Genomic DNA, 24,996 nt, shown 5'->3' on the forward strand with positions numbered 1-24,996 from the left:
GCTTACCAGCTGGCTTTTACCAGACCGGGAACATCACCGCGCATAGCTGCTTCACGCAGCATGATCCGGCTCAGGCCGAACTTGCGGTAGTAACCGTGCGGACGACCGGTCAGGCGACAGCGGTTACGCTGACGCACCGGGGAAGAATCGCGCGGCAATTTTTGCAGCTGAAGCTGGGCATCCCACTTCGCTTCAGGTTCTGCATTCGGATCCTGGATGATCGCCTTAAGCGCTGCACGCTTGGCGGCAAAACGTTTAGCCAGTTTGGCGCGTTTTGCTTCCCGGTTTTTCATGGATTCTTTAGCCATGATAAATCCTCTTAGCCCTTCAGCGGGAAGTTGAAGGCGCGCAGCAGCGCCCGTGCCTGGTCGTCAGTCTTAGCATTGGTGGTGATAGTGATATCCAGACCACGCAGCTTGTCGACCTTGTCGAAATCGATTTCCGGGAACACGATCTGCTCACGAAGACCCATGGAGTAGTTACCACGGCCATCGAAGGATTTCGCATTCAAACCACGGAAGTCACGAATACGCGGAATCGCGATGGAAACCAGGCGCTCCAGGAATTCGTACATACGATCGTTGCGCAGGGTTACCTTGCAGCCGATCGGCCAACCTTCACGGATCTTGAAGCCGGCAACAGACTTACGAGCCTTGGTTACCAGGGGCTTCTGACCGGAAATGGCAGTCATGTCGGCGAGAGCACCGTCCATTGCCTTACGGTCGGCAGAAGCTTCACCAACACCCATGTTCAGGGTGATCTTGGTGATCTTCGGCACTTCCATGATGTTACCGAGACCCAGCTCTTCTTTCAGCTTGGGCACGATTTCGTCTTGATAAATCTTTTTCAGATCACTCATGGGTCACCTAACCTACAGCGTTTCGCCGTTGGACTTGAAGAAACGCACTTTTTTGCCGTCTTCAAAACGGAAGCCCACACGATCCGCTTTCTGCGACTTGGGGTTCCAGATGGCAACGTTAGAAGCATGCAGAGCCGCTTCCTGTTCTACGATGCCGCCTTGAGTACCGCGGTTAGGATTGGCCTTAACATGCTTTTTCACCATGTTAACGCCGCCAACGATGACGCGACCGTTGTCCAGAACCTGCTGAACAGTGCCACGCTTACCTTTGTCCTTGCCCGCGATTACGATGACTTCGTCATCACGCTTGATCTTAAGCATTACCTTCACCCGCCTTTACAGAACTTCAGGTGCCAGGGAGATGATCTTCATAAACTGCTCGGTGCGCAGCTCGCGCGTTACCGGGCCGAAGATCCGGGTACCGATCGGTGCTTTGTTGTTGTTCAACAACACCGCGGCATTTTCGTCGAAACGAATCAAAGAACCATCGGGGCGACGCACACCTTTACGGGTACGCACCACCACGGCGGTCATTACATCACCTTTCTTTACACGGCCGCGCGGAATTGCTTCCTTCACTGTGACCTTGATGATGTCACCAATGCCTGCATAGCGGCGGTGAGAACCACCCAGTACCTTGATGCACTGTACTCGACGGGCGCCGCTATTATCGGCGACTTCGAGCATGCTTTCAGTCTGAATCATCGCTAAATCTCTCCAACTCTGCCTCTACAGGCAGCCACAGCAACGGTCCGTTAAGCCTTGTTGGCCTGTTCGACAACATTTACCAGTGTCCAGGTCTTGCGCTTGGACAACGGACGGCACTCTTCCACGGTAACCAGGTCGCCTTCTTGGCACTGGTTCTGCTCATCGTGCGCCATCAACTTGGTGGAACGCTTGATGATCTTGCCGTAGATCGGGTGCTGAACACGGCGCTCTACCAATACGGTGATGCTTTTATCACCCTTGTTAGAGATCACTTTGCCGGTAGCGGTCCGGCGCATTTTTGCCTCTGCCATGACTAGTTACCCTGCTTCTGTCTCAGAATGGTTTTAACGCGCGCAATGTTACGGCGGACCGTCCCAAGCTCGTGGGTTTTAGAAAGCTGGCCGGAAGCAGACTTCATACGCAGCTTGAACTGTTGCTCAAGCAGGTTGATTTGCTCCTGTTGCAGCTCTTCAACGCTTTTCTCTCTCAGCTCGCTCGCTTTCATGGCTTACATCACCGTCCGAGTTACGACACGGGTGCTTACCGGCAGCTTGGCAGCGGCCAGACGGAACGCTTCACGCGCCACGTCTTCAGAAACACCTTCCATTTCGTAAAGCATCTTGCCCGGCTGAATCTGGGCAACCCAATACTCTACAGAACCTTTACCTTTACCCATCCGCACTTCCAGCGGCTTCTGGGTGATCGGCTTGTCCGGGAATACCCGGATCCAAATCTTCCCGCCACGCTTGATGTGACGAGTCATGGCACGACGGGCGGCTTCGATCTGGCGTGCGGTGATACGACCGCGACCAGTTGCCTGCAGGCCAATGGTGCCGAAAGACACCTTGCTGCCCCGCTCTGCCAGGCCACGGTTGCGGCCCTTATGAACTTTCCGGAATTTGGTACGCTTCGGCTGCAACATCGTTCGTTACCCTTTAACCGCGGCCGCGCTTCTTCGCGCCCTTGGACTGCTTCTGCTGCTCTTCCTGCTGAACCTGCTCCATGCCACCAAGCACTTCGCCACGGAAGATCCACACCTTGATACCGATGGTGCCGTAAGTGGTCTCAGCACGTACGCTTGCGTAGTCGATGTCAGCACGCAAGGTGTGCAGCGGCACTCGGCCTTCGCGGTACCATTCGGTACGCGCAATCTCTGCACCACCCAGACGACCGGACAGCTGAATCTTGATACCTTCAGCGCCAGACTTCATGGCGTTCTGCACGGCACGCTTCATGGCACGACGGAACATCACACGACGCTCCAGCTGACCGGCAACGTTGTCGCCTACCAGACGCGCATCCAGGTCGGGCTTGCGCACTTCCTCGATGTTGATATGAACCGGCACACCCATCTTGGCTGCCACATCGCGACGCAGGCGCTCGACATCTTCGCCTTTCTTGCCGATTACGATGCCCGGGCGAGCGGTAGCGATCGTGATGCGTACGTTTTCGGACGGACGCTCGATCTTGATACGGCTCACAGAGGCATTCTTCAGACGCTTGAACAGGAACTCACGTACCTGCAGGTCGGTAACCAGGCAGTCTGAATAAGACTTCGGTCCGGCATACCAGAGCGAGTTATGCTCTTTAACGATGCCAAGGCGAATACCGACCGGATGAACTTTCTGACCCATCTGGTTACTCCTGACCTTCCGAGACTTTCACAGTAATGTGGCAAGTACGCTTGATGATCCGGTCTGCGCGGCCTTTGGCGCGCGGACGGATACGCTTCATGCTCATGCCTTCGTCCACAAAGATTGTGGATACCTTCAGCTCGTCAACGTCAGCGCCGTCGTTGTTTTCCGCGTTTGCAATTGCGGACTCCAGCACTTTCTTAACGATTTTTGCCGCCTTCTTCGGGCTGAATTCCAGAAGATTCAGCGCCTTCTCGACTTCCAGGCCTCGGACCTGGTCCGCTACGAGGCGTGCTTTCTGAGCCGAAATTCTTGCACCGCGCAGACGGGCTGCAACTTCAGTAGCCATGGCTGTCACCTTATCGCTTAGCCTTTTTGTCCACGACATGCCCGCGGTAAGTGCGGGTCAGGGCGAATTCGCCCAGCTTGTGGCCCACCATGTGCTCGGAAACCATAACCGGCACATGCTGTTTGCCATTGTGAACAGCAATAGTCAGACCCACCATCTCCGGAATAATCATGGAGCGACGGGACCAGGTTTTAATCGGCTTACGGGAGCCGGCTTCCACCGCATCTTCCACCTTGCTCAGCAGGTGGTGATCCACAAAAGGACCTTTTTTGAGTGAACGTGGCACAGCCTGAACCTCTCTTTATCCCTTACTTACGACGGTCGCGCACAATCATCTTGGAGGTGCGCTTGTTTGTACGGGTCTTGTGGCCCTTGGTCGGTACACCCCAGGGGGTAACCGGATGACGACCACCAGAAGTACGCCCTTCACCACCACCATGCGGATGGTCTACCGGGTTCATCGCCACACCACGCACGGTGGGACGAACACCCCGCCAGCGCGTGGCGCCCGCTTTACCCAGTGAGCGCAAGCTGTGCTCACTGTTGGATACTTCACCCAGGGTCGCCTTGCAGTCGGTGTGAACCTTGCGCATCTCGCCAGAGCGAAGACGCAGGGTTACATACTGACCATCTTTCGCCAGAACCTGCGCGGACGTGCCGGCGGAACGTGCGATCTGACCACCCTTGCCAGGCTTCATTTCCACGTTATGAACCGTGGAACCCAGCGGAATGTTACGCAGCGGCAGCGCGTTACCAGTCTTGATCGGCGCATCTTCGCCGGACTGGATACGGTCTTCTGCCTTCAGGCCCTTGGGGGCCAGAATGTAGCGACGCTCACCATCCAGGTACTTGACCAGGGCAATGTGCGCAGAACGGTTCGGATCATATTCCAGACGCTCAATCACGCCTACGATACCGTCCTTGTTACGACGGAAGTCGATAACACGGTACTTCTGCTTGTGACCACCACCCTTGTGACGGGTAGTGATACGACCATTGTTGTTACGACCGCCGTTCTTGCTCTTGGCTTCTACCAGAGGCGCGTAGGGAGCACCTTTGTGCAGATCTTCGTTGACCACCTTGACTACAAAGCGGCGGCCCGGAGAAGTCGGCTTGCACTTTACAATCGCCATTATTCCTTACTCCCTTCCTTACTCTGCGCCCAGGAAGTCAATGTCCTGGCCTTCCTCAAGGGAAACATAGGCCTTCTTCCAGTCAGCGCGCTTGCCAGCAACGCGACCAAAGAACTTGGACTTGCCTTTCACATTGGCGGTACGAACAGACTTAACCTTCACTTCAAAAAGGGCTTCGACAGCCTTCTTGATTTCCAGCTTGTTCGCATCTTTGGCAACCTTGAATACGAAGGTGCCGTTTTCGTCAGCATTAACTGTCGCTTTTTCAGAAACGTGCGGAGCACGCAGCACAGTCAGGATACGCTCTTGATTCATGCCAGTGCCTCCTCAAGTTTCTTCAGAGCCGGCACGGTGATCAGCACCTTTTCAAAAGCGATCAGGCTGACCGGATCAACGCCTTGAGCGTCGCGCACATCTACCTTCGGCAGATTGCGGGAACCCAAGAACAGGTTCTCATCCACGTTATCAGTCACGATCAGCACATTGCTCAGCTGCAGATCTTTCAGCTTGGCCGCAACGGCTTTGGTCTTGGGCGCGTCAACGGTGAACTCGTCAACAACAACCAGACGCTCCTGGCGAACCAGCTCGGACACGATGCACTGCAGCGCGCCACGATACATCTTGCGGTTCACCTTCTGAGAGAAGTCACGGTTGGTCGCAGCAAAAGTCTTGCCGCCGCCACGCCAGATCGGGCTGCGGATGGTGCCAGCACGAGCACGACCGGTGCCCTTCTGACGCCACGGCTTGCGACCACCACCACTCACATCGGAACGGTTTTTCTGGGCCTTGGAACCCTGACGGGCGCCAGCCAGAAACGCAGTTACAACCTGATGAACCAGAGGCTCGTTAAAGTCCTTGCCGAAGGCGACTTCGGAAACGCTAACGGTACCTCCAGAGGCAGTATTGAGATTCATCCTCTATTCCTCTTTCAGGCCTTCGCCTTCACTGCCAGACGCACGATCACATCACCACCGGTAGCACCGGGGACCGCACCTTTAACCAGCAACAGATTCTTCTCAGCGTCCACACGCACCACTTCCAGATTCTGGGTAGTCACGCGCTCAGCACCCATGTGGCCAGCCATCTTCTTGCCTTTGAATACACGGCCCGGGGTCTGGTTCTGACCAATGGAACCCGGAGCACGGTGAGACAAGGAGTTACCGTGGGTCATGTCCTGGGTGCTGAAGTTCCAGCGCTTAACGCCGCCAGCAAAACCCTTACCCTTGGAGGTGCCGGTCACGTCAACCATCTGACCCGCTTCAAAACCTTCAACGGTTACTTCGGAACCCGCCTGCAGCTCACCGGCTTCAGCACGGAATTCCCAAACGCCACGACCTGCTTCGACACCAGCCTTGGAAAAGTGACCGGCCTGAGCCTTGGTCACACGGCTGGCACGGCGCTCACCCACCGTTACCTGCACGGCCTGATAGCCATCTGATTCTTCGGTCTTAACCTGAGCAACCCGGTTCGGGGTCACCTCGATGACGGTCACAGGAACACTGACACCTTCTTCAGTGAACACGCGAGTCATGCCACATTTTCGACCGATCACACCAATCGCCATTGTTTACCTCTTCACAACCTGTCGCGGTTATTAACCCGCCCGTTGTTAACCCAGGCTGATCTGCACATCCACACCAGCAGCCAGATCAAGCTTCATCAGAGCATCCACGGTTTTATCCGTCGGCTCGACAATGTCGACCAGTCGCTTGTGAGTGCGGATCTCATACTGATCTCGCGCATCTTTGTTTACGTGCGGAGAGATCAGCACAGTAAAACGCTCTTTACGCGTGGGCAGCGGGATCGGACCCGTTACCTGCGCGCCTGTCCGTTTGGCCGTATCCACGATCTCTTGAGCAGACTGATCGATCAGACGATGATCAAATGCCTTGAGTCGGATGCGGATTCTTTGGTTAGCCATAGCTAACAAACTCCAGACTGTTTCGAACCATAATTTATATGGCAAAAAGCCCACCCACCTGATCTCCATGGATAGGTACGTGGTGTCAAAACAAGCCCGGGAACAATGCCCCGGTTGGTTACTGCCCGAAGGCAGGGCGCGAATAATAGACAGCCCACCCACTCTTTGCAAGGGGTAATTTCAATCAAACTGCAAATTAGCCGCGCGAGGGGCGAGTATAGCGCAAAATTACTCCTTTCGTGTTGTTACCAAACTACCCATCGGAGCGGAATTTCGTAAAACCTGCCCCTTTGCCCTTCCCTGAATCGCCAGCCACAGCGCATGTTTGATCGTGAGGAACGCTTGTATACCGCGCTCACCGGCTTGTGGGCTCATTGGAAAAGGAAGGAAGGGATTTCTGATGCTGATTCCAGTCATTATTGCTGGCGGCAATGGCTCGCGCCTTTGGCCGCTGTCTCGTTCGCACTACCCGAAACAATTGCTGCGCCTGAATGGTGAGTACAGCATGCTGCAGGCGACATTAATACGCATGCCCGCTGACCTTCGCGCTGTCCGCCCCATCGTGGTTTGCAACCAGGAGCACCGCTTCCTGGTGGCCGAGCAATTGAATGACATCGGCATCGAAGCCGATATCCTGCTAGAGCCCTGCGGACGCAACACGGCTCCAGCGGTGGCACTGGCTGCCCTGCAAGCCCGCCAGCGCGACACCAATGCCAAAATTTTTGTCTGCCCGGCGGATCACGCCATCCGCAATCCGGAAGCGCTTGAAACAGCCATCAATGCAGCCTATCAGGCGGCCGAGAAAGGCCTCCTTGTCACCTTCGGCATCCAGCCCGACCGCGCCGAAACCGGTTATGGCTATATATGTATGGGTGAAGCCCGTGAAGACCACCATCTGATTGAGCGCTTTGTGGAAAAACCCGATGCCGCCACCGCCCAACAGTTCCTGGATGACGGGGGCTATCTCTGGAACAGCGGTATGTTCCTGTTCCGCGCCGAGCGCTACCTGCAGGAACTGCGTGAACATCACCCGCAGATGCTCGCTCACTGCACCCACTCCCTGCTACAGGGCAAGGCCGATCTGGACTTCGTTCGCCTGGATGAAGCCAGCTTTGCCCGCTGCGAGGACCTGTCAATCGATTACGCCATCATGGAACACACCCGTGACGGTGCTGTGGTACCGGTAGAACTGTTCTGGAACGATCTTGGTTCCTGGCAATCCCTCTGGGACCACCTGGACAAGGACGGCGACGGCAACCACCTGCGTGGTGACATCATCGCCCATGGCAGCAGTAATAATCTGGCCATGAGCGACGAGCGTCTGGTAGCCCTGCTCGGCGTGGAAGACCTGGTGGTGGTCGACACTCCGGATGCCATTCTGGTGGCCCACAAGAGCCAGGCTCAGGAGGTCAAGCGCATCACCGATACGCTGAAGGCCCGCAAGCGTCCCGAAACCGAGGATCACCGGCTGGTACACCGCCCCTGGGGCAAGTACGACTCGGTGGACAAGGGCAACCGCTATCAGGTCAAGCATATTACCGTGAAACCCGGGGAGCAGCTGTCCGTGCAGATGCACCATCACCGCGCCGAGCACTGGATCGTGGTGTCCGGTACCGCCAAGGTGACCTGTGGACAGAGCACTTTCCTGGTAGCCGAAAACCAGTCCACCTTTATTCCCATTGGTGAAGTCCACTCCCTGGAGAACCCCGGACGTATTCCACTGGAGCTGATTGAAGTCCAGTCGGGCACCTATCTGGGTGAGGACGACATCATTCGCATCAGCGATCGCTATCACCGTGAGGACGCCACCGAAAAAGTGGCGCAACTGCCATGAGCGCGGCCTGCTTCAAGGCCTACGACATCCGCGGCAGAATCGGCGACGAACTCGATGAAGACATGGCCTGGCGTATCGGCCGGGCCATGGCTGACTGGCTCAAGGCCAGCCGCATCGTAGTGGGTGCTGACATGCGCCTCAGCTCTCCCGCCCTGAGCAATGCCCTCTGCGAGGGCATCATGAGCACAGGCGCCGATGTGGTGGATATCGGCCTGAGCGGCACCGAAGAAGTCTATTTCGGCACCGTTTACCATCAAGCTGATGGCGGCGTGCAAATTACTGCCAGCCACAACCCGGCTGACTACAACGGCATGAAACTGGTACGCCGTGGAGCCAGCCCCATCAGTGGCGACACCGGGCTGTTCGAAATCCGTGACCGGGTGCTCGAGAACCGTTTCCCTGATCTGGGCGTGCGCGGCAGCCGCCTGCGCCGAACCGACAAACGGCCTTATATCGAACACCTTCTGCACCTGGTGGATTGTCAGCCTCTGGATGGCTTCTGCATGGTAAGCAATGCCGGCAATGGCGCCATCGGCCCTGCTCTTGATGTCCTGATGGATACCCTGGCGGGACGAGGTATTCAGCCGTTACTGCACCGCTATCACGACACTCCCGACGGCACCTTTCCCAATGGAGTACCCAACCCGCTGCTACCGGAAAACCGGGCTGAGACCAGCCAGGCAGTCATCAACCACGGTGCGCAACTCGGAGTCGCATTCGATGGCGACTTTGACCGCTGCTTTTTCTTTGATGAACACGGCGACTTTGTCGAGAGCTATTACATTATTGGCCTGCTGGCCAATGCCCTGCTCTCCCGTCAGCCCGGCAGCACCATCATTCACGATCCGCGCCTGACCTGGAGCACCATCGATACGGTGCTGGAAGCCGGCGGCCAACCCATGCAAAGCAAGACCGGGCATGCCTTCATCAAGGAACGCATGCGCAAGGATAATGCCCTGTATGGCGGCGAAATGAGCGGCCACCATTACTTCCGCGACTTCCACTATTGTGATTCCGGCATCCTGCCCTGGCTGCACCTCTCCAGGCTGCTGGCCGATTCGGGCCAGACGCTGTCGGCACTGGTGCGAGATCGGGCCAACCGCTACCCGGTGTCCGGAGAGATCAATTTTTCCGTACCGGACAGCGCTCAAGCCCTGCGCAAGATCCTGGATCAGTACGGCCACATTGCTCTCAACCAGGACAATACCGACGGCGTCAGCCTGGAGTTCAGTGACTGGCGCTTCAATGTGCGCGCCTCCAATACCGAACCCCTGGTACGGCTCAATGTGGAAACCCGCTCCAACCCGGAACTGCTGGCCAGCAAGACCCGGGAGCTGAGCTCCCTGTTGCGGAGTGCATGATGAAAATACTGTTGGTTACCCTGTTATTGACCCTGACGCTGCAGCCCGCTCTGGCGGCCGTCCGCCACAGCCCCATCTACGCTAACGAAGCCAGCAACTGGCCGCTGGAGACCTTTGCGGCCAACGGCCTGTTCCGGCAGATCGCCCGCTACCAGCAGGGGCACCCGCAGGCCATCGTCATCAATAGCGGCGCCTACACCCTGACCGAACTGGCCAGCCAACTGGGTTCACGAGTCCTGAGCCGAACGGAATCCGGCTGGACCCTGCATTACCCGCTGGTCATCGGCCCCGGCGCCCGGCTCACCCTGTCCGGTAACACCCTGTTCATTGAAGGCCTTCACGGCGGCTGCCTGATCAACCGGGGAGAGCTGGTCATCGAGCACAGCACCATTTCCAGTAATGGTAATCAGAACAGCGGTTTTATTCATGGCTGGGGCGGATCGACTACCCGTATTGTCAACAGCGCACTAATGGATCTGGGCCGAGCCGACTATCGCGCCAACGGTGTCAGCGTGGCCCGCCACCGCTATCAGGGGCGCGGCGCACCGGCACAGCTGCAGATTGTCGACTCCCAGTTCAGCAATCTCTATCGCGCCGTGGATGCAGAAGCCGGCAGCCGCATCACCATCTCCGGGCTGACTGTGAATAACAGCCGCGAGCAGGGCCTGGTACTGCAGAACAGTCCCGCCAGCATCGAACGACTTCAGGTCAGCCGCTCAGCAGGGCATGGCCTGCGAGTGGGCGGCTACGGCAGCTTCACCCTGACGGACAGCGAACTGGAGGACAACAACGGCAGCGGCATCCTGCTGGAAGAGCATAGCGGCGCAATCCACCTGACCCGAATCAACAGCCACAACAACCGGGAATACGGTGCCCAGATCAAGAGCCAGCGTCAGCAGACGCCCACCCTGCTTGAAGCAATGCGCCTGAACAGCAATGGCAGCGACGGCTTGCGCCTGGATGGCAGCATGACGATTACGGTGAAGGATGCCGACATCAGTCACAACCAACGCTATGCCATTTCAGTACAGGCGGCGCAGGGACAAGAAATCACCGGCGCCATGAGCAACCTGGAGCTGCACCTGAACCGCCTGGCAGCATTGCACACCGGTGGCGAGGGGAATCTGGCCCTGAAGGGAATCAGCCTGCGACACGGCAGTAATCGCGGCAAGTATCTGGCTGGCAACCTGGCCGACGAGGAAGCCGACCTGTTGCCGAAGCTGTTGCGAGATCAGGAAGTGGCGATCTCGTTTACCGAGACGCCTGCCACAATCCCGCTAGCGAGCCTCCGGTAAAGCGGGAGCCAAAGCGCTCCCCCTTGCCTGCCGGCAGCGGCAGGCGATCCGGAAAACGATGGGCATATACCGGCCACCAGGCCATCTTGTGATCATCGATGGCCACTTGCTTCTGGGCAAACTGAACACCCTCTCCGTCCTCCGCCCAGAAGTGAACCACCTCTTTCGCCAGGGCATGCAGCCGTTTGCCCTGACCTTCATATAAAGGCAGCCCGTTACGGGTTCCCGCCTCAGCCATCAGAATCAACGGGGTAATGGCGAAGGCATGGTACTCTGCAGCCCGTTTACCCCGGGCCGCCTCCAGCGGCAGCACCACACCCCCCTGGCGCGGCGTAATCTGCTGGATCGCCAGCCAATACCCTTTTTCTGCCCACGCCAACCGTTGCGGATCATCCAGCACCAGGGCTGCGGCCATCACTGCCCAGGACGACCAGTAATCATGATTGTTGTACAGATCCATGCGCTGACGACGCGGCGAGGCATGGATCTGAACCCGCTCCGCCAGCACCGTCAGCCAATCACGCTGGGCGGCACTGGGCTGCCAGTCTGTCAACGCCTCAGCCTTCATCATGCTGATAGCCAGTGAGGACAGGAACCACTTACGTACCGCTTCACCCTGTTTGCTGGCCTGCCGCTGGCCGAGAGCCTGCGCCTTCGCCCAGGGCTCCAGTGCCAGATCAAAACACTGCTGCGCAGCCGCCCGGATCGCCGGACTGGGCTTGCGCATGTATTCGGTGATTTGTCCGAGAAAACTCAGATAGCCGTATATCTCTTCCACCTGCTGCTGATACTCACGGGCGGCCTGCCTGTCCAACGTATCCTTGCTGGACCGACTCTGGTCATATTTGCTACCCATCTTCAGGGGCCCCGCATAGGGCGGATATCCCCTGGCCTCTGCCTCGCAGCGCGCCAGCGCCCGGGAATCCGGGCTGGCCTCAGCCAAGTGCTGACTATCAAACAGTGGCACCAGCGATGCCTGTGAGCAGCCGCTGATGATTCCCAACATCACACCCGTCAGTAGTCGCACAGGGAGGTCTCCACTTCCATGGCCGCTGGCACCGGCTGTTCAAACTCCAGCAGCACTGACAGCAGATTGCTTTGCCGCCCTGGCGGATCCAGCCGCAGCATAAAGCGACCGTTATCCAGTCGGGCAGGACGTCGAATTCGCACCTTCTCGCGCTGGCCGTCATCGTAATAAGCCAGCACATAGAATTCCTTGAAGTTGCTATCCGAAAAGTTCATGTCCAGCAACAGATGTTGACGCCCCGCCGTCAGCCTTCGGTATTGTCCTGCGTTGGCCAACACCTCGACACGCTCATCCACTTTAGAGATGGGCACGGTGACCTTGGCACTGGCCAGCAGGGACTGGTCGGTACAGCCGCCAGAGGCCTCCGGCAGCAACTGCCGCCACACTTCCTGCTCTTCCAGCGCATAACTCACCGGCAGCTCCCAGATCAGATAACGGAACTGACCACTCTGGTAAGCATCGGACAGCAACAGATCCTCCAGTGAACCGGTGGCACCGCCACCGGTCATGGCGAAGTTGACCACGTCCCGGCTCAGGTACTGCTGCAGAAAGCCCTGGAAATTGTAGTTCTTGTAGCGGTCTTCCCGGTTGTCGGAGTTACTGGTCCCAACCAGGGCAATGGCGGGTGCGGCTACATCTCCAAACAGGGCGTCGGCGCTGGCCGTGTCATCCTTCGGCACAGTGAGACTGCTTCGCACCCACTGAAAACTGTAGGTATTGCCACAGACGATTCCCACCGCCACATTCATGGTTCCCATCTTGCGCAGCAGAATATCCGGCCGGGTTTCAAAGGCGACTTCAGGCAAGTCGTTGATACCAGGTTCCGCCTGCATCGCTTCGGCCACCTGCCGGGCGCTGACATCTGCACCATAGGGCGTCCAGTGGTGATCACGGCGGAAGAAATATTCCTGCTCATGATCAGCGGTGAGCACCGGCTCCATATCGGCCACCACGGCGCCCAACGCACGCAGTGTCTGTGCCTTTTCCAGGAACGACTGTCGCGCCGCCGCCAGTGAATATTGCTCTTTCCAGGGAGATACCAGCGCATCCGCATGCATCAGGCCGCGGGTGGGCTGCAGCATCACCACCAGCTTGACTCCACGCTGGGCCAGCCGGTCCACCAATTCGGCAAAGGCTTTCTGGCTTGCCGCATCGAGGGGAAACGACTGCTGCAGATCCACATCGCTTCGAAAGAACCAGTAGGGCTCGCCGGCGATCAGCTGACTCATGGTTTTCATGGTGCCTTCGGCATAAGTCGCCGGATCGGACAGCGCCTCACAGGTAAATGGCGGCTGCAGGAAGGCTCCGCGCATGATGTCACGTTGTTGAGTCGCGTCTCCTCCCGCGTCATTCTGCCGCGGTTCCGCTTGTGCAGCCCAGGCACTGCCCTGCCAGCAAAGACACAGGCATAGCAGCGCCCAGCGGGCAATGTCAGGGAGTCGTCGTAGCCACATGGGTTTCCTCCAGGCGGGCCTCTATCCCGCCGTTGCCCGGGGTCACCAGCACGGTGTAGACCCGTCCGCGCTGCAGCACGACTTCCTCCAGGGGAAGCTCGGCGCCACTGTCCAGTGCCACACGCAGGGACACCTTGACGCCGTTGATTTCGCGCTCGCTGCTACTTCCCGCCAGCAACGGCCCAATCACATTCACCGCACCATTACTGGTCTGCAGGGTGGCAGGCTGGGCACTCAGGTTATACATCACCAGCAAGGCCTTGAGGCGACTGTTGAAATAGGTGTCCTGATGGGGCACCAGTGATGTGCCGTCAAACACCAGGGTCTGCACCGAGCGCTTGCCAAAATCGAAGCTGAACGGCTTGCCATTGACCTGCAACTGAACCGCGCCCGCCGGGCGATAAAGATAATCGCCCGCCTGCCCCGGTGACAGCGACTGACGCCAGTCATCCATGGCAATGGCCGCCTGACCTTCGGTGACGTTCACCACCCGGACAAAAGCCGAGTCCGGCGGTGCCGCCATTTCATAGAGGCCTTCGTTACCGTCCTGCGCTGCCCACACCGGCAAACTCGCCAGCATGGTGAGAAGCATGAGCCATACACGCATGATGTTCCCCTTCCACAATCGGATCCATTGATTGAATCAGTGCCCGCTCCGGCACTTCCCAGAGCACATATTTCACCCGCTCATCCCTGGCGGCGGGCCCGTTGATAAACTCTCGCATGGCTGCAAAAGGTCCCTCGGCTTCCAGTGCGTAGACCAGGACGTCCTCGCCCAGCTGCTGACGCAGAAAACCGGGGAAATGCCACTCATCCATGGCGCTGTAGCTGGTTCCCACCAATGCCACCGGCGGCATGTCATCGCCCAGCAGGGCGGCAGCATCCTGGGCCTGGTCAATGGCCGCCGTCTCGTAGCGGGGCAAGGGCTCATGACGCTCAGGGCCTATGCCGTCACTGGTTGGCAGGTAACGCAACAGATCCCCTTCCCAGGACTCCACCGCCACTTCCCGGGTCTGGTATTGATGTGTAGCAGGGATCGCCAGAGTCGAGGCCACCCCCTGCGCCACCACCTCAGCCCCGCGGGGACTCCAGTGCGTATCAGTACGCATGAACACCGCATCCTCATTGGCGGCACGCTGCATTAGCGGCAGAGTATCCAGCCAGGGAATGCGGGCTGCACTCAAGGACGCTGTAATTTGCTGGTACAGCGAGTCCATGGCTGTGGACACAGGCCGCTGACTCCACTGGGAATAGAGACGACGCTTGGCCGGAACCGGCACCAGCAGCACCTGCTTGCCCAGCTCCTCAAGCGCACAGACGGTCATCACCAGCTGATTCAGATTGCTGGCCAGACGCTGCTCGCTGTTGCGGTCGAAATAATACTCCTCGCGAGTGAACAGCCAGTCCTCCTCTCCAACCAGCACGCCCGGGCGACCGGCATGGAACAACAGGAAGCTGGCATCCGCCCACAGGGAGATGGAGGGCTCACGGAGCACGAATTCCTCATCCACATGCCTTTCCAGCTTGCGAACCAACTCCCCCTTGCGGAATTGCTCCCAGGCAGCCGGCTCGGTGACAAAGAAGTGCCCGACCGGATAAAGCAACGATAACAGCCCGGAGAAAATGGCGACCAGAAACAGCCAGCCATTGATCAGGGACGCTTTTTTCATGGCAATCATGGCGACCTCCTGTCAGAACTGGAAATACAAAAAGGGAGAGAACGACTCGGCAGACAAACGAGTCACCGCCAGCGCAAAACCGCACCACAAAATCGGTACCCGCCAGCTGCTGACATCCTGGAACACATTGCTTTCGTCGAGCCCCAGATAAAATCGCTTGTTGTAAAAAGCCGCAGAGCGCTCCCAGACAAATGCCACCAGGCAAAAGAACAGCGTCATCGGCGACACATAGAGAGCAAGATTATTCAGACTGCCAAGGCCATTGAGCCCCAGTAGCCCGGACATCATTCGCCATGCATCGGGAATATTGCCGGCCAGGAACAAAGGCCAGATAAACCACAGGAACGCCTGGGCCCGGTAGTTGCGGAACAGGGAATACGGCGTGGACATGGTGGTTACCCAGCCAAGCCGCCGCTCCAGCACCATCATCCCGCCAATGGCAGCCCCCCATAGCACGAAGGCCAGATCCGCACCGTGCCAGAGCCCGGCCAGGGTCAGGGTGGAAAAGGTGGCCGCGGCCATGGGCCAGTTCAGGGTTTTCTTCAGAGGACGGTACAGATAGTCACGCAGCCACTGGGACAGGGTGATATGCCAGCGCTGCCAGAACTCGGTGACACTCTGGCAGACAAAAGGCTGGTTGAAGTTCTCCTGGAACTTGAAGCCCATCATCATGCCCAGCCCAATGGCCATGTCAGAGTAGCCGGAGAAATCGAAATACAGTTGCAGGGTAGACAGCACCACGGCGAAGACACTGTCCACAAAGCCCGGCTCCGGTGCAGCCATCAGGTAGGCGGCCACCGGAGCAATGCTGTCGGCGATCAATACCTTCTTGATAAAGCCCAGCAGGAAACGGCTGGCACCCAGCGAGAACAGCTCCATGGAATGGGTACGTTTCTCGAACTGTCTCTCCAGATTCCGGTAACGCAGAATCGGACCGGCGATCAACTGCGGGAAAAAGGAAATGAACGCGGCAAAGTTGATAAAGCTGCGCGTGGGCTTGGCATCGCCCCGATACACATCCACCAGGTAGGCCAGCGCCTGGAAGGTATAGAAGGAGATCCCCAACGGCAGGATGATGGTTTCCAGATAGAAGGGATTGAGCCCCACAGACACCATCAGGGCACTGATACTGTCCACGCCGAAGTTGGTGTACTTGAAATAGCCAAGTGCAGCCAGATCCCCTGCCACCCCGACCACCAACCAGTAGAAGCAACGTGGATGCTCACGATATTTCTGTATCGCCAGGGCAAAAACGTAGTTCCACAGCGTGATCGCCACAAACAACAACAGAAAGTCAGGCCGCCACCACGCATAGAACAGATAGCTGCCCAGCAGAATAGTCCAGTTCCGCCAGCGTCCCGGCGTCAGATAATATGCCGCCAGAAATAACGGCAGGAAAAGAAAGACGAACAAATTGGATGAAAAGACCATCGTTACCACCTCCCTGCGATAACAAACAGGATCTGATGAATCTGTTCCGGCCTTTGATAGGCATCCCCCATGTCAAACACCGAAAAGCTGAGCCGGGCAGACAACTGCATCTGCCGTCGCTCGGACACGGCAAGCGGGAATGAACGCCAGCCCAGCGCCACATTCACCACATCCCCCAAATGCGCCTCACCCTCTACCTGCGGATTGCTGATCAGGCTGTTCACCCGTACCGAGGTATTGAGCCGCTGCACGGATCCAGCAAGCACTTCCAGATCCGCACGAGGCCAAAGCTGCTGCCGATACCAGGCCGCCGCATAAGCCAGATTTTTCATTTCGAAATCGAGCAGGTCACCCAGCACGCCCGTAGACAGGTCCGCTACCCCGGGACGGCGATTACTCTGCACCCTGGTCTGGAAATAACCATCATTGACCAGGTAATCAGGCTCATCCGTGGTGGCGGCACGGAGCCCCAGCGCGGGGCGCCAGCCCCAGCTGTCGACACGACCGTATACCTCCCCCTGGAGGAAATAGCCCTGCACCTTGTCTTCGCTGGTGACCAGGCCTTCGACCTCATCAATGACGTAGCGGGTCAGATCCCCTTCCTGAAACAGGCCGTTGACGGTGTAGCCCAGAGCCGGCGCATGGCCCCCTTCGCCATGCAATCTCGCCCCCGCCCAGTACCCGGTAAAATCCCTTACATCCAGCAAATCCTCCAGGGTCTCCACCTGTCTGCCAGAGTAGTCATCCTGATAGTGCAGCTGCAGATCCCACCAGTGCCCCGGCATCCACTGCTTTCCCACCCCGGCCAGCACCCGGAAGATATCTTCATCGCGCGGATCCAGTTCGGAACCATCTGAACGAAACGTGGCGAATTGCTGGCCCGCGACCAAGTGGGCGCGCCACAGACTGGAGCGGTAATCCAGATTGATACTTTCCAGAGGCAGGTCCCAGATCACCCCTTCTTCATCCTTGAAGGACTGCCGGCCAAGGGCCAGTGATAACGATGGCGAGCCGAACAACATGCGCCGGCGAATCCAGGCATCGCGTAATTCAGCGTAATGCTCATCCTCACGAATCTGACCATTCTCGTCGGCCTGTAAGCTGCTGGGGCGACCCACTGCCACCAGCATCTTGGCACGCAGCTGTGCATCCCAGCGGTGCCACTCGGTGTCGCCACTGCGCCAGTAATAGCGTGGCTCGTAACGCAGCAGGCCATTCGGCTCAGTCTGGTCATCGAGATACAGCTTCTGGTAATCCGGTGACTCGCCGGCACTGAAGTACAACCGCTGATCATAGGTGTGGATGGGCAACGTAGCCGCTATGCCCGGCAGGCACTGCGCCACCAGTAACAGCCCCGCAATCCTAGTGAGTAATCGCGACATGGAACTGCTCCTCCAACCAGCGACGACGCTGCTCAACCAGTTTGCGGGCCGCCTGTTCGCCGGCAGGCAAGAGAGTATCAGGCAGGGCCAGGCGTTCATCGCTCTCTTCCCGGGCGGTCCTGGGCAACAGCACCTTGCTGGCCTCCTTGTGGGCGTAAGCCTTTATCGGGTTACGCATCACGCCACGCCCGCTCAGATAAAGGCTCGACAACGCCTCGTCCCCCCGGGCAATACCGGCTTCTGCCGCGCGGGTGTAGTACATCACCGCCTTTTCCATATCGGCCTCCCCCAGAAAACCGCTCTCGTAAAGCGTCCCCAACGGCATCAACGCCTGGGACATTCCCTGTTCAACCAGCGTTTCGAGATCATCCCTGGCACGTTCCGGACGGAGCGCATACCACAACGACTGCAGATCCCCCTGGGCCCGGTAGTACCTGGCAACCGCAGGATCCCTGGGCATCAGTTCCGCCAGCTTGGCGGTAAATTCCTGATGGGAATAAAAGTCAGGCCAGGACAGCATGTAGCGAAGCTGCTCGGACAGGGCGACGGGCTCACCATTGTCCGCCGCGCGTTGCAGCCAGCGCATTACCGAGGGATCATGTTCCGCGCTGGTGGCATTGGCCTTGATCAGCGTGGCCACTCTCAGGCAGAAGGCGCCATCCAGCGACACATCTCCCTCCAGGTTCTGCATCAGCTCGACAAAGCGCTCCGGCTGGCCGTTATTCCAGAGCATGTCCTGCAGATACTCCACCGCTCGTGGATCACGATGCAGCGCCTTGCCATAGAGCATTTCGGCCTGGCCGAACGCGCCACGATGCTGGGCATAACGTCCTGCGTAAGTATCGAAGTAGCAGTCCACCACACAACTGCGGCGATATAGTCGCAGCCAGCGCTGCCACTGTTCGTCCGAAGCAGCGCCGGGATACAGCACGACAACATCCAGGGCCAGCTGCAGATCTTCCTGACTCTCCCGCGGACGCAGCGGCGCCAACAGTTCACGGGCCCGGGTTTCACCGAATGCCAGACTGCCCTGATAGCGCTTGAAGAGGCGTAAGCTGGCCGGACCGGCACGATAGTCATGCTGCCGCCAGGCACGCTGATACCACTGCAGAGCCTCGGCCGGGTCTGCGCCCTGATCCCCTGCCAGCAGTTTGCCGTATTCCACCTGGGCCGCCGCATCCCCCGCTTCCGCCAGTTCCCGTAGCTGCTCACGGGCCTGCGAGGTGTTGCCCTGGGCAAGCAGATAGCGCGCGGTGCTGGTATCCGCGGGCATCTGGCATGCTGACAACGCGACAGTCAGGCAGAAGATCAGAGGACGGGAAGCCATGCGGGATGCACCGTAACACTGACAGGCTGGTTCTGGGCTGAGGACGGCAGCTCACGCTGGCCGCTGATCTGCATACGCAGCAAACCACTTTCTTCATCCCTGACCAGCTGGGTAATGGTGGCACTGGCATCGGTCTCCCCATCCAGATAGCGCACCGTCACCTCATCACCAACGGCTGCATCCAGCGCATCGGCCCTGCCATCAAACAACGCGGTGATGGTGGCCGATCCACGCGGATCCACCAGCTTCATCAACACGCTTTCCTTGTGCACAAACTCGCCGTCCCTGACCAGTAGCTCGGCAATCTCACAATCACAAGGACTGTTCAGCGTCACGTCGAACACCGCCGCATCCACCAGGGCACGGACCTTGTCCGGATCCAGATCATCCAGCAGGACACCGTTGTTGAGGCGGGTCACCAGCCGCGAAGACACCGTCAACAGCGGCTGACCCTGCTCTACCCGAGTGGTGCCTTCCGGCAGCAATAGTTGCACATAGCCGTTTTCCGGCATCAGTACGGTCTTGCCCGGCAGCGAAACCCAGGCATCATCGGCGTGGGTCATGAAGGCATGCTGGTAGAGCTTCCAGGCCACCACCAGAAACGCCAGCAGACCGGCAATAAAGAACAACACACTACCGAACATGGCACGGGTACGATCCCACAGGGTGCGCGCCGCCGGCTGCTGCTTGTTCTTGCGCGTCGCTACGTAGTTTTCGCGCTTCATGTTATCAATCACGTCATCCAGCTCGGTGAGCTCCCCGGCCAGATAGTTACTGATCAACAAGCGCAGCAGATCGGTGTTCTGCTGATCAATCACGGTGTACTGACCGCCCACACGCTGACTTCCGTCCTGCAAGTAGATGACCTTGAAGCTCACCGGCATGGACAGGTTGGCGCGCCCGAGACGAAACACAATTTCCCCGTGGCAGAGGGTGCCCGGGGTCAGGTTGACCTGACCGGCAATAAAAGACAGACCGCCCAGCGAGACATCCTCCAGGGAAAAGATTCCCTTCACCGGGCTCTGCATTCTCAGCCGCAGATTCCCCTGCAGCTTCACTCGTACATGTTGGCGCTCTTCCTGAGACTCATGCACCTGACGAACCTTTTTCTCTTCCATGATCCTTCCCTCCATGGCAGCGTCCGTTCCCCAATCAGTCGGACACTGCGTTTAGCCGCCGGTAAGCAGCATCATCAAACACACAAACAGGCTCCCAGCCGAAAACAACATGGTTTTTGAGCTGATGCGATTGAAGGCCGCATCAAAGCCTGCATTCTGAACGGACAACTTGGTTTTCTGGCGTGTCCAGCTTTGCCGGTCGAGATGGAACAGGGCAAAGATCTTCACCAGTGAACCCACTACCTGGTTGTAATACAGCAGTACCGGATACAGGGGACCTACTGGATGGCAGGTGACTCTGAGCAGCATCGCGACAAAGGTGCGCGATAGCGAAATCCAGAACAGGTACACCACAAACAGTTGCCAGTTCTGCATCGACGCCATCATCAACGCCGCGGTCAGGCCAATCAGGCAAGTCCACATGCTGATGCGCTGGTCATACAGCACGAAAGTGGTGAACAGCCCCAGACGCCGCCAACCCAGGCGCGTGGCGCGCAGATTCTGGCGCAGTGAATTACCGTACCAGCGGAACATCAACTGTAAGGTGGCGGGCACAAAACGGTGATGGGGCGGATGCTCCACGGTCAGGGTGTGGGCATCGGGCACGTAAAATGTATCCCAGCCCAACGTCATCAGTGAGTTCCAGCTGGACTTGTCATCCCCGGTGAGAAAGCGAAATTTGCCCAGTCGCCAGTGCTCCAGGTGATCCGATTCCACGTCGGCAATAAACTCCGGCGCGGTCAGTACCGCGGCACGGAAAAATGACATGCGCCCGGTCATGGTCAGCACTCTGTGCGACAGCGCCATGGAACACATGTTCAGGTGGCGTTGGGCAAAACGCATGGTGTGCCAGTCGCGCATGATGCGACTGCCGCGTACCACGCACTGCTCATTCGTAGTCAGCCCGCCCAGATTGGGAAGCAACCCGAAGAAACACACCGAATCACGGACACAATCCGGCGCCAGCATGGTATCGCCATCAACCACCCCGACCACCGCATTGCGGTCTGGCATGGTGCGGCTCACCGCCCGGAAGGCCAGAGCCAACCCATCGCGTTTGCCGGTGCCCCGGGCACGGCAGATGATCAGCTTGACGCACCCTTGTGGATCGAACTCCCGATGACACTGGCGGATCAGGTTTTCATCTGCTCGTTCTACGATGGACACCACCACCGTGGCCGGCGTCCCGCAATTCACCGCTTCACGAAACACACTGGCATACACATTCCAGGTGGTATCCGCCGGAATGCGGAAGCTGGTAACCACAAGATAGACATGACTCGGCGCATAGGCTTCCGGGTTGCGGGCGATGATCCTGCGCATGGCAGGAAACCGCACCCGCATAAACCAGATGCCTCGCAACAGGTGCATGCCGCCAATGGAGTAGCGCCACAGCCCGATCGCGCCAATCAGCAAGATGAATTTGCGGTCATCGCTATCCAGATAGGCGGGATCGATCAGTAGTGCCAACCCCATCACCACGGATAGCCACAACAGCCATTCCCCGAGGTTTTTCATGGCCGCTTACCAGCAGATGCCCTGACGATCTTCGCTGGAAACACCGGGCAGATAGCCACACAGATCAATCAGCAAACGACCACTGTTGACGGTATCGGCAACCGCTTTGAATGTCGGGATGGCATGACCGACCACCACGACTTCGCTGTCATCCACCAGCTGATCCATGTCGTCCACCAGGCACTTGAACAGTTCGCCGTAGCTGCTCCATAGCTGCTCGGCCACCGGGCTGTGATTGCTGGCATAGCTCACATTGGTGTCGTAAATGGCCAGCTGATAACCCTCAGCTACCAGACGGGCAGCCAGGCTTACCAGCGGACTTTCGCGCAGGTCATCCGTGCCGGGCTTGAAGCTGAGTCCCAGCATGCCGATTTTTTTCATGCCCGATTCACGGATCATGGTCATGGCACGCTCGACCTGGTTATCGTTACTGCTGGACAGGGACGCCAGCAGCGGTGACGGCAGAGACACTTTGGCACACCAGGCGTTCAGCGCGCGTACATCCTTGGGCAAACATGAGCCACCGTAGGCAAAGCCCGGTTTCATGTAGTAGCTGGACAGGTTCAGCTTGTTGTCCATGCAGACCACTTCCATCACCCGGCGCCCGTCTACGCCCGCCTGCTTGGCAATATTGCCGATCTCATTGGCAAACGACACCTTGGTGGCATGCCAGGAGTTACAGGCGTATTTGACCAGCTCTGCTTCTTCCAGCGCCATTTTTACCAGCGGCGCATCCAACCCTTCGTAAAGGGCGGCCAGAGCATCCGACGCATCTTCATTCATACCGCCCACCACAGTCATCGGCGGGTTGAAAAAATCGTAGATCGCGGTGGACTCCCGGAGAAACTCCGGATTTACCGCCAGCAGGAAATCGACCCCGGCAGTTTTGCCGGAAGCCTGTTCGAGAATCGGCAGCAGCTCTCCGCGGACCAGCCCCGGTAGCACCGTGCTGCGGATTACTACCAGATGCACATCATCCTTGTTGCGCAGTGCCTGGCCGATGTCTTCGCATACCGCTTTCAGATAACGGGTATTAAGGAATCCGCTTTCATCACTGGGCGTACCAACACAGACAAACGAGACATCACTGTCAGCCACTGCCTGTTTTGCATCGGTGGTGGCAGTAATACGACCAGCCTGGACTCCTTCCGATAACAGCTCGCCAAGCTGGTCTTCCACGATTGGCGATTCGCCACGCTGGACCTGGGCGACCTTGCCCTCACTGACATCCATACCAATGACGGTATGACCCTTTTTCGCGAAGCAGGCGGTGCAGACTGCGCCAACATAGCCCAGTCCAAAAATTGAGATAGTGGACATTCCCTTTCCCCATTAACGTGCAGCTTTCCAGCCGCAATAAATGACTCAATCCGTGAGAGCCATCTAACGCCTGATAAAGAGAAATGTGTAGAGGGGTAACACTAAAACAGAACTGACTTACTAGCAGGTTTTACGAGATCAGGTACAAGGAGATGCATTTTCCATAATAACAACTAGTACAAACGGCTAGGGCACAAAACAAAATTGCATGGTTTGTCGATGCTTTCGCGAACCAGGTCACAGGAAAAAGAAGGGCTATCCAGAAAGGTGATAGGCAAATTCAATTACCACCACAAGAGCAGCGGGAAGGACAACAACACCTCAGCTGTGACCGGCAGGTGAATAGCGCAGACAGCGAATTAGTTCGCACCCGGCAACCACTCCCACAGGGCGGCAGTCCCGGTTTTACGTGTCACGTGTTGCGTGAAGCGTGTTGCAGCCGCAGAGCGGCCATCGAGCGGCTACAAAAAAGGGCCGCCGAAGCGACCCTTTTTCTGATACCGGGTAACGAATTACTCGGTGATCTTGGCTACCACGCCGGCGCCAACGGTACGGCCACCTTCGCGGATAGCGAAGCGCAGACCGTCTTCCATAGCGATCGGAGCGATCAGCTCAACGTCCATCTGAACGTTGTCGCCCGGCATTACCATTTCAGTACCTTCCGGCAGGGTGCAAGCACCGGTTACGTCGGTGGTACGGAAGTAGAACTGCGGACGGTAACCGTTGAAGAACGGGGTGTGACGGCCACCTTCGTCCTTGCTCAGTACGTATACCTCGGCAACGAACTTGGTGTGCGGGTTGATGGAACCCGGCTTGGCCAGAACCTGACCACGCTCTACTTCGTCACGCTTGGTACCACGCAGCAGAACACCAACGTTCTCACCAGCGCGGCCTTCGTCCAGCAGCTTGCGGAACATTTCCACACCGGTACAGGTGGTCTTGGTGGTGTCGTGGATACCCACGATCTCGATTTCCTCGCCCACCTTGATGATGCCACGCTCTACACGGCCGGTTACTACAGTACCGCGACCAGAGATGGAGAATACGTCTTCGATCGGCATCAGGAACGGCTGATCTACGGCACGCTCCGGCTCCGGGATGTACTCGTCCAGGGTCTCTACCAGCTTCTGTACAGCCGGCATACCGATGTCGCTGGTGTCGCCTTCCAGAGCCTTCAGGGCAGAACCCTTGATGATCGGAGTGTCGTCGCCCGGGAAATCGTAGTCGCTCAGCAGCTCACGGATTTCCATTTCTACCAGCTCGAGCAGCTCTTCATCGTCAACCATGTCCGCTTTGTTCAGGAACACAACGATGTAAGGTACGCCTACCTGACGGGACAGCAGGATGTGCTCGCGAGTCTGCGGCATCGGGCCATCAGCTGCGGAACATACCAGGATAGCGCCGTCCATCTGGGCAGCACCGGTGATCATGTTTTTCACATAATCAGCGTGCCCGGGGCAGTCTACGTGGGCGTAGTGACGAGTCGGGGAATCGTACTCTACGTGAGAGGTAGCGATGGTGATACCACGCTCACGCTCTTCCGGAGCGTTATCGATACCGTCGAAGGCAACGGCAGAGCCGCCCCATACTTCCGCACATACGCGAGTCAGCGCAGCGGTCAGAGTGGTTTTACCATGGTCAACGTG

The 24,996-nt window shown here is 57.9% G+C and carries 29 protein-coding genes; 3 read left to right on the forward strand and 26 right to left on the reverse strand.

The window, feature by feature from the left end; all coding sequences use genetic code 11:
* Positions 1-2: 2 nt before the first annotated feature.
* The 15 genes from rpsN to rpsJ are packed head-to-tail and all read right to left on the reverse strand — an operon-like array spanning position 3 to position 6,604.
* Positions 3-308: a 30S ribosomal protein S14 gene (gene rpsN, locus MWU49_RS16320; protein WP_035234271.1), complete on the reverse strand. Its 306-nt coding sequence runs from the start codon at positions 306-308 to the stop codon at positions 3-5.
* An 11-nt stretch (positions 309-319) separates the two neighbouring features.
* Positions 320-859 (reverse strand): 50S ribosomal protein L5, encoded by a 540-nt coding sequence (gene rplE, locus MWU49_RS16325; RefSeq protein ID WP_246974367.1) that lies wholly within the window; start codon positions 857-859, stop codon positions 320-322.
* A gap of 12 nt (positions 860-871) precedes the next feature.
* Positions 872-1,180, reverse strand: a complete 309-nt coding sequence (gene rplX, locus MWU49_RS16330; RefSeq protein WP_153502330.1) for a 50S ribosomal protein L24 — start codon at positions 1,178-1,180, stop codon at positions 872-874.
* Between the two features lie 15 nt (positions 1,181-1,195).
* Positions 1,196-1,564 carry a 50S ribosomal protein L14 gene (gene rplN / locus MWU49_RS16335; protein ID WP_022986486.1) on the reverse strand — a complete coding sequence of 123 codons (369 nt, stop codon included), beginning with the start codon at positions 1,562-1,564 and terminating at the stop codon, positions 1,196-1,198.
* A 50-nt stretch (positions 1,565-1,614) separates the two neighbouring features.
* Entirely contained in the window at positions 1,615-1,878 is a 264-nt protein-coding gene (rpsQ, locus tag MWU49_RS16340; RefSeq protein WP_035234264.1) for a 30S ribosomal protein S17, read from the reverse strand.
* 2 nt (positions 1,879-1,880) lie between these two features.
* Positions 1,881-2,072 carry a 50S ribosomal protein L29 gene (gene rpmC / locus MWU49_RS16345; protein WP_035234262.1) on the reverse strand — a complete coding sequence of 64 codons (192 nt, stop codon included), beginning with the start codon at positions 2,070-2,072 and terminating at the stop codon, positions 1,881-1,883.
* 3 nt (positions 2,073-2,075) lie between these two features.
* Positions 2,076-2,489, reverse strand: a complete 414-nt coding sequence (rplP, locus tag MWU49_RS16350) for a 50S ribosomal protein L16 (RefSeq protein WP_035234261.1) — start codon at positions 2,487-2,489, stop codon at positions 2,076-2,078.
* Positions 2,490-2,502: 13 nt separating this feature from the next.
* A complete protein-coding gene (rpsC, locus tag MWU49_RS16355) occupies positions 2,503-3,201 on the reverse strand; it encodes a 30S ribosomal protein S3 (RefSeq protein WP_246974369.1) in 699 nt (232 codons plus the stop codon).
* Between the two features lie 4 nt (positions 3,202-3,205).
* Positions 3,206-3,550: a 50S ribosomal protein L22 gene (rplV, locus tag MWU49_RS16360; protein WP_153502326.1), complete on the reverse strand. Its 345-nt coding sequence runs from the start codon at positions 3,548-3,550 to the stop codon at positions 3,206-3,208.
* 10 nt (positions 3,551-3,560) lie between these two features.
* Complete coding sequence (gene rpsS / locus MWU49_RS16365; RefSeq protein WP_246974371.1) at positions 3,561-3,836, reverse strand: 30S ribosomal protein S19; 276 nt, start codon at positions 3,834-3,836, stop codon at positions 3,561-3,563.
* 22 nt (positions 3,837-3,858) lie between these two features.
* Complete coding sequence (gene rplB / locus MWU49_RS16370; RefSeq protein WP_246974373.1) at positions 3,859-4,683, reverse strand: 50S ribosomal protein L2; 825 nt, start codon at positions 4,681-4,683, stop codon at positions 3,859-3,861.
* Between the two features lie 18 nt (positions 4,684-4,701).
* A complete protein-coding gene (rplW, locus tag MWU49_RS16375; RefSeq protein WP_246974375.1) occupies positions 4,702-4,998 on the reverse strand; it encodes a 50S ribosomal protein L23 in 297 nt (98 codons plus the stop codon).
* Positions 4,995-5,597 (reverse strand): 50S ribosomal protein L4, encoded by a 603-nt coding sequence (rplD, locus tag MWU49_RS16380; RefSeq protein WP_035234251.1) that lies wholly within the window; start codon positions 5,595-5,597, stop codon positions 4,995-4,997. Before rplD ends, rplW begins: the two co-directional genes overlap by 4 nt.
* 14 nt (positions 5,598-5,611) lie before the next feature.
* Positions 5,612-6,247 carry a 50S ribosomal protein L3 gene (gene rplC, locus MWU49_RS16385; protein WP_246974376.1) on the reverse strand — a complete coding sequence of 212 codons (636 nt, stop codon included), beginning with the start codon at positions 6,245-6,247 and terminating at the stop codon, positions 5,612-5,614.
* 45 nt (positions 6,248-6,292) lie between these two features.
* Positions 6,293-6,604, reverse strand: coding sequence for a 30S ribosomal protein S10 (gene rpsJ / locus MWU49_RS16390; protein WP_022986497.1), 312 nt, complete (start codon positions 6,602-6,604; stop codon positions 6,293-6,295).
* Between the two features lie 400 nt (positions 6,605-7,004).
* Between rpsJ and MWU49_RS16395 the strand changes: the two genes are divergently transcribed.
* The 3 genes from MWU49_RS16395 to MWU49_RS16405 are packed head-to-tail and all read left to right on the forward strand — an operon-like array spanning position 7,005 to position 11,094.
* A complete protein-coding gene (locus tag MWU49_RS16395) occupies positions 7,005-8,438 on the forward strand; it encodes a mannose-1-phosphate guanylyltransferase/mannose-6-phosphate isomerase (RefSeq protein ID WP_246974379.1) in 1,434 nt (477 codons plus the stop codon).
* On the forward strand, positions 8,435-9,799 hold the full coding sequence (locus MWU49_RS16400) for a phosphomannomutase CpsG (protein ID WP_246974381.1): 1,365 nt from the start codon (positions 8,435-8,437) through the stop codon (positions 9,797-9,799). The genes MWU49_RS16395 and MWU49_RS16400 overlap by 4 nt, the downstream gene beginning before the upstream one ends.
* Positions 9,799-11,094, forward strand: coding sequence for a right-handed parallel beta-helix repeat-containing protein (locus tag MWU49_RS16405; RefSeq protein ID WP_246974383.1), 1,296 nt, complete (start codon positions 9,799-9,801; stop codon positions 11,092-11,094). Before MWU49_RS16400 ends, MWU49_RS16405 begins: the two co-directional genes overlap by 1 nt.
* Here MWU49_RS16405 and MWU49_RS16410 read toward each other — a convergent pair.
* From MWU49_RS16410 to tuf, 11 genes are all read right to left on the reverse strand, one after another.
* Positions 11,051-12,121 carry a polysaccharide lyase gene (locus MWU49_RS16410; RefSeq protein ID WP_246974386.1) on the reverse strand — a complete coding sequence of 357 codons (1,071 nt, stop codon included), beginning with the start codon at positions 12,119-12,121 and terminating at the stop codon, positions 11,051-11,053. The two genes, MWU49_RS16405 and MWU49_RS16410, sit on opposite strands and share 44 nt — an antisense overlap.
* Entirely contained in the window at positions 12,109-13,575 is a 1,467-nt protein-coding gene (locus MWU49_RS16415) for an alginate biosynthesis protein AlgX (RefSeq protein WP_246974389.1), read from the reverse strand. Before MWU49_RS16415 ends, MWU49_RS16410 begins: the two co-directional genes overlap by 13 nt.
* The gene (locus tag MWU49_RS16420; protein ID WP_246974391.1) at positions 13,553-14,182 is read right to left on the reverse strand and encodes an alginate O-acetyltransferase AlgF; all 630 of its coding nucleotides are present in this window, start codon (positions 14,180-14,182) and stop codon (positions 13,553-13,555) included. Before MWU49_RS16420 ends, MWU49_RS16415 begins: the two co-directional genes overlap by 23 nt.
* A complete protein-coding gene (locus MWU49_RS16425) occupies positions 14,115-15,254 on the reverse strand; it encodes an alginate O-acetyltransferase (protein ID WP_246974393.1) in 1,140 nt (379 codons plus the stop codon). Before MWU49_RS16425 ends, MWU49_RS16420 begins: the two co-directional genes overlap by 68 nt.
* Before the next feature lie 12 nt (positions 15,255-15,266).
* Positions 15,267-16,685: an MBOAT family O-acyltransferase gene (locus MWU49_RS16430; RefSeq protein ID WP_246974395.1), complete on the reverse strand. Its 1,419-nt coding sequence runs from the start codon at positions 16,683-16,685 to the stop codon at positions 15,267-15,269.
* 2 nt (positions 16,686-16,687) lie between these two features.
* Positions 16,688-18,067, reverse strand: coding sequence for an alginate export family protein (locus tag MWU49_RS16435; RefSeq protein ID WP_246974397.1), 1,380 nt, complete (start codon positions 18,065-18,067; stop codon positions 16,688-16,690).
* Positions 18,048-19,394, reverse strand: a complete 1,347-nt coding sequence (locus tag MWU49_RS16440) for a sel1 repeat family protein (RefSeq protein ID WP_246974399.1) — start codon at positions 19,392-19,394, stop codon at positions 18,048-18,050. The genes MWU49_RS16435 and MWU49_RS16440 overlap by 20 nt, the downstream gene beginning before the upstream one ends.
* Entirely contained in the window at positions 19,376-20,512 is a 1,137-nt protein-coding gene (locus MWU49_RS16445) for a PilZ domain-containing protein (RefSeq protein WP_246974401.1), read from the reverse strand. The genes MWU49_RS16440 and MWU49_RS16445 overlap by 19 nt, the downstream gene beginning before the upstream one ends.
* Before the next feature lie 51 nt (positions 20,513-20,563).
* Positions 20,564-22,030, reverse strand: a complete 1,467-nt coding sequence (locus tag MWU49_RS16450) for a glycosyltransferase (protein ID WP_246974403.1) — start codon at positions 22,028-22,030, stop codon at positions 20,564-20,566.
* Between the two features lie 6 nt (positions 22,031-22,036).
* The gene (locus MWU49_RS16455; RefSeq protein ID WP_246974405.1) at positions 22,037-23,350 is read right to left on the reverse strand and encodes a UDP-glucose/GDP-mannose dehydrogenase family protein; all 1,314 of its coding nucleotides are present in this window, start codon (positions 23,348-23,350) and stop codon (positions 22,037-22,039) included.
* Positions 23,351-23,862: 512 nt separating this feature from the next.
* Positions 23,863-24,996: elongation factor Tu (gene tuf, locus MWU49_RS16460; protein WP_246974407.1), on the reverse strand; the 1,134-nt coding region annotated here is incomplete at its 5' end.

Source organism: Alcanivorax sp. S6407, assembly GCF_023016115.1.
Taxonomy (GTDB): domain Bacteria; phylum Pseudomonadota; class Gammaproteobacteria; order Pseudomonadales; family Alcanivoracaceae; genus Alcanivorax.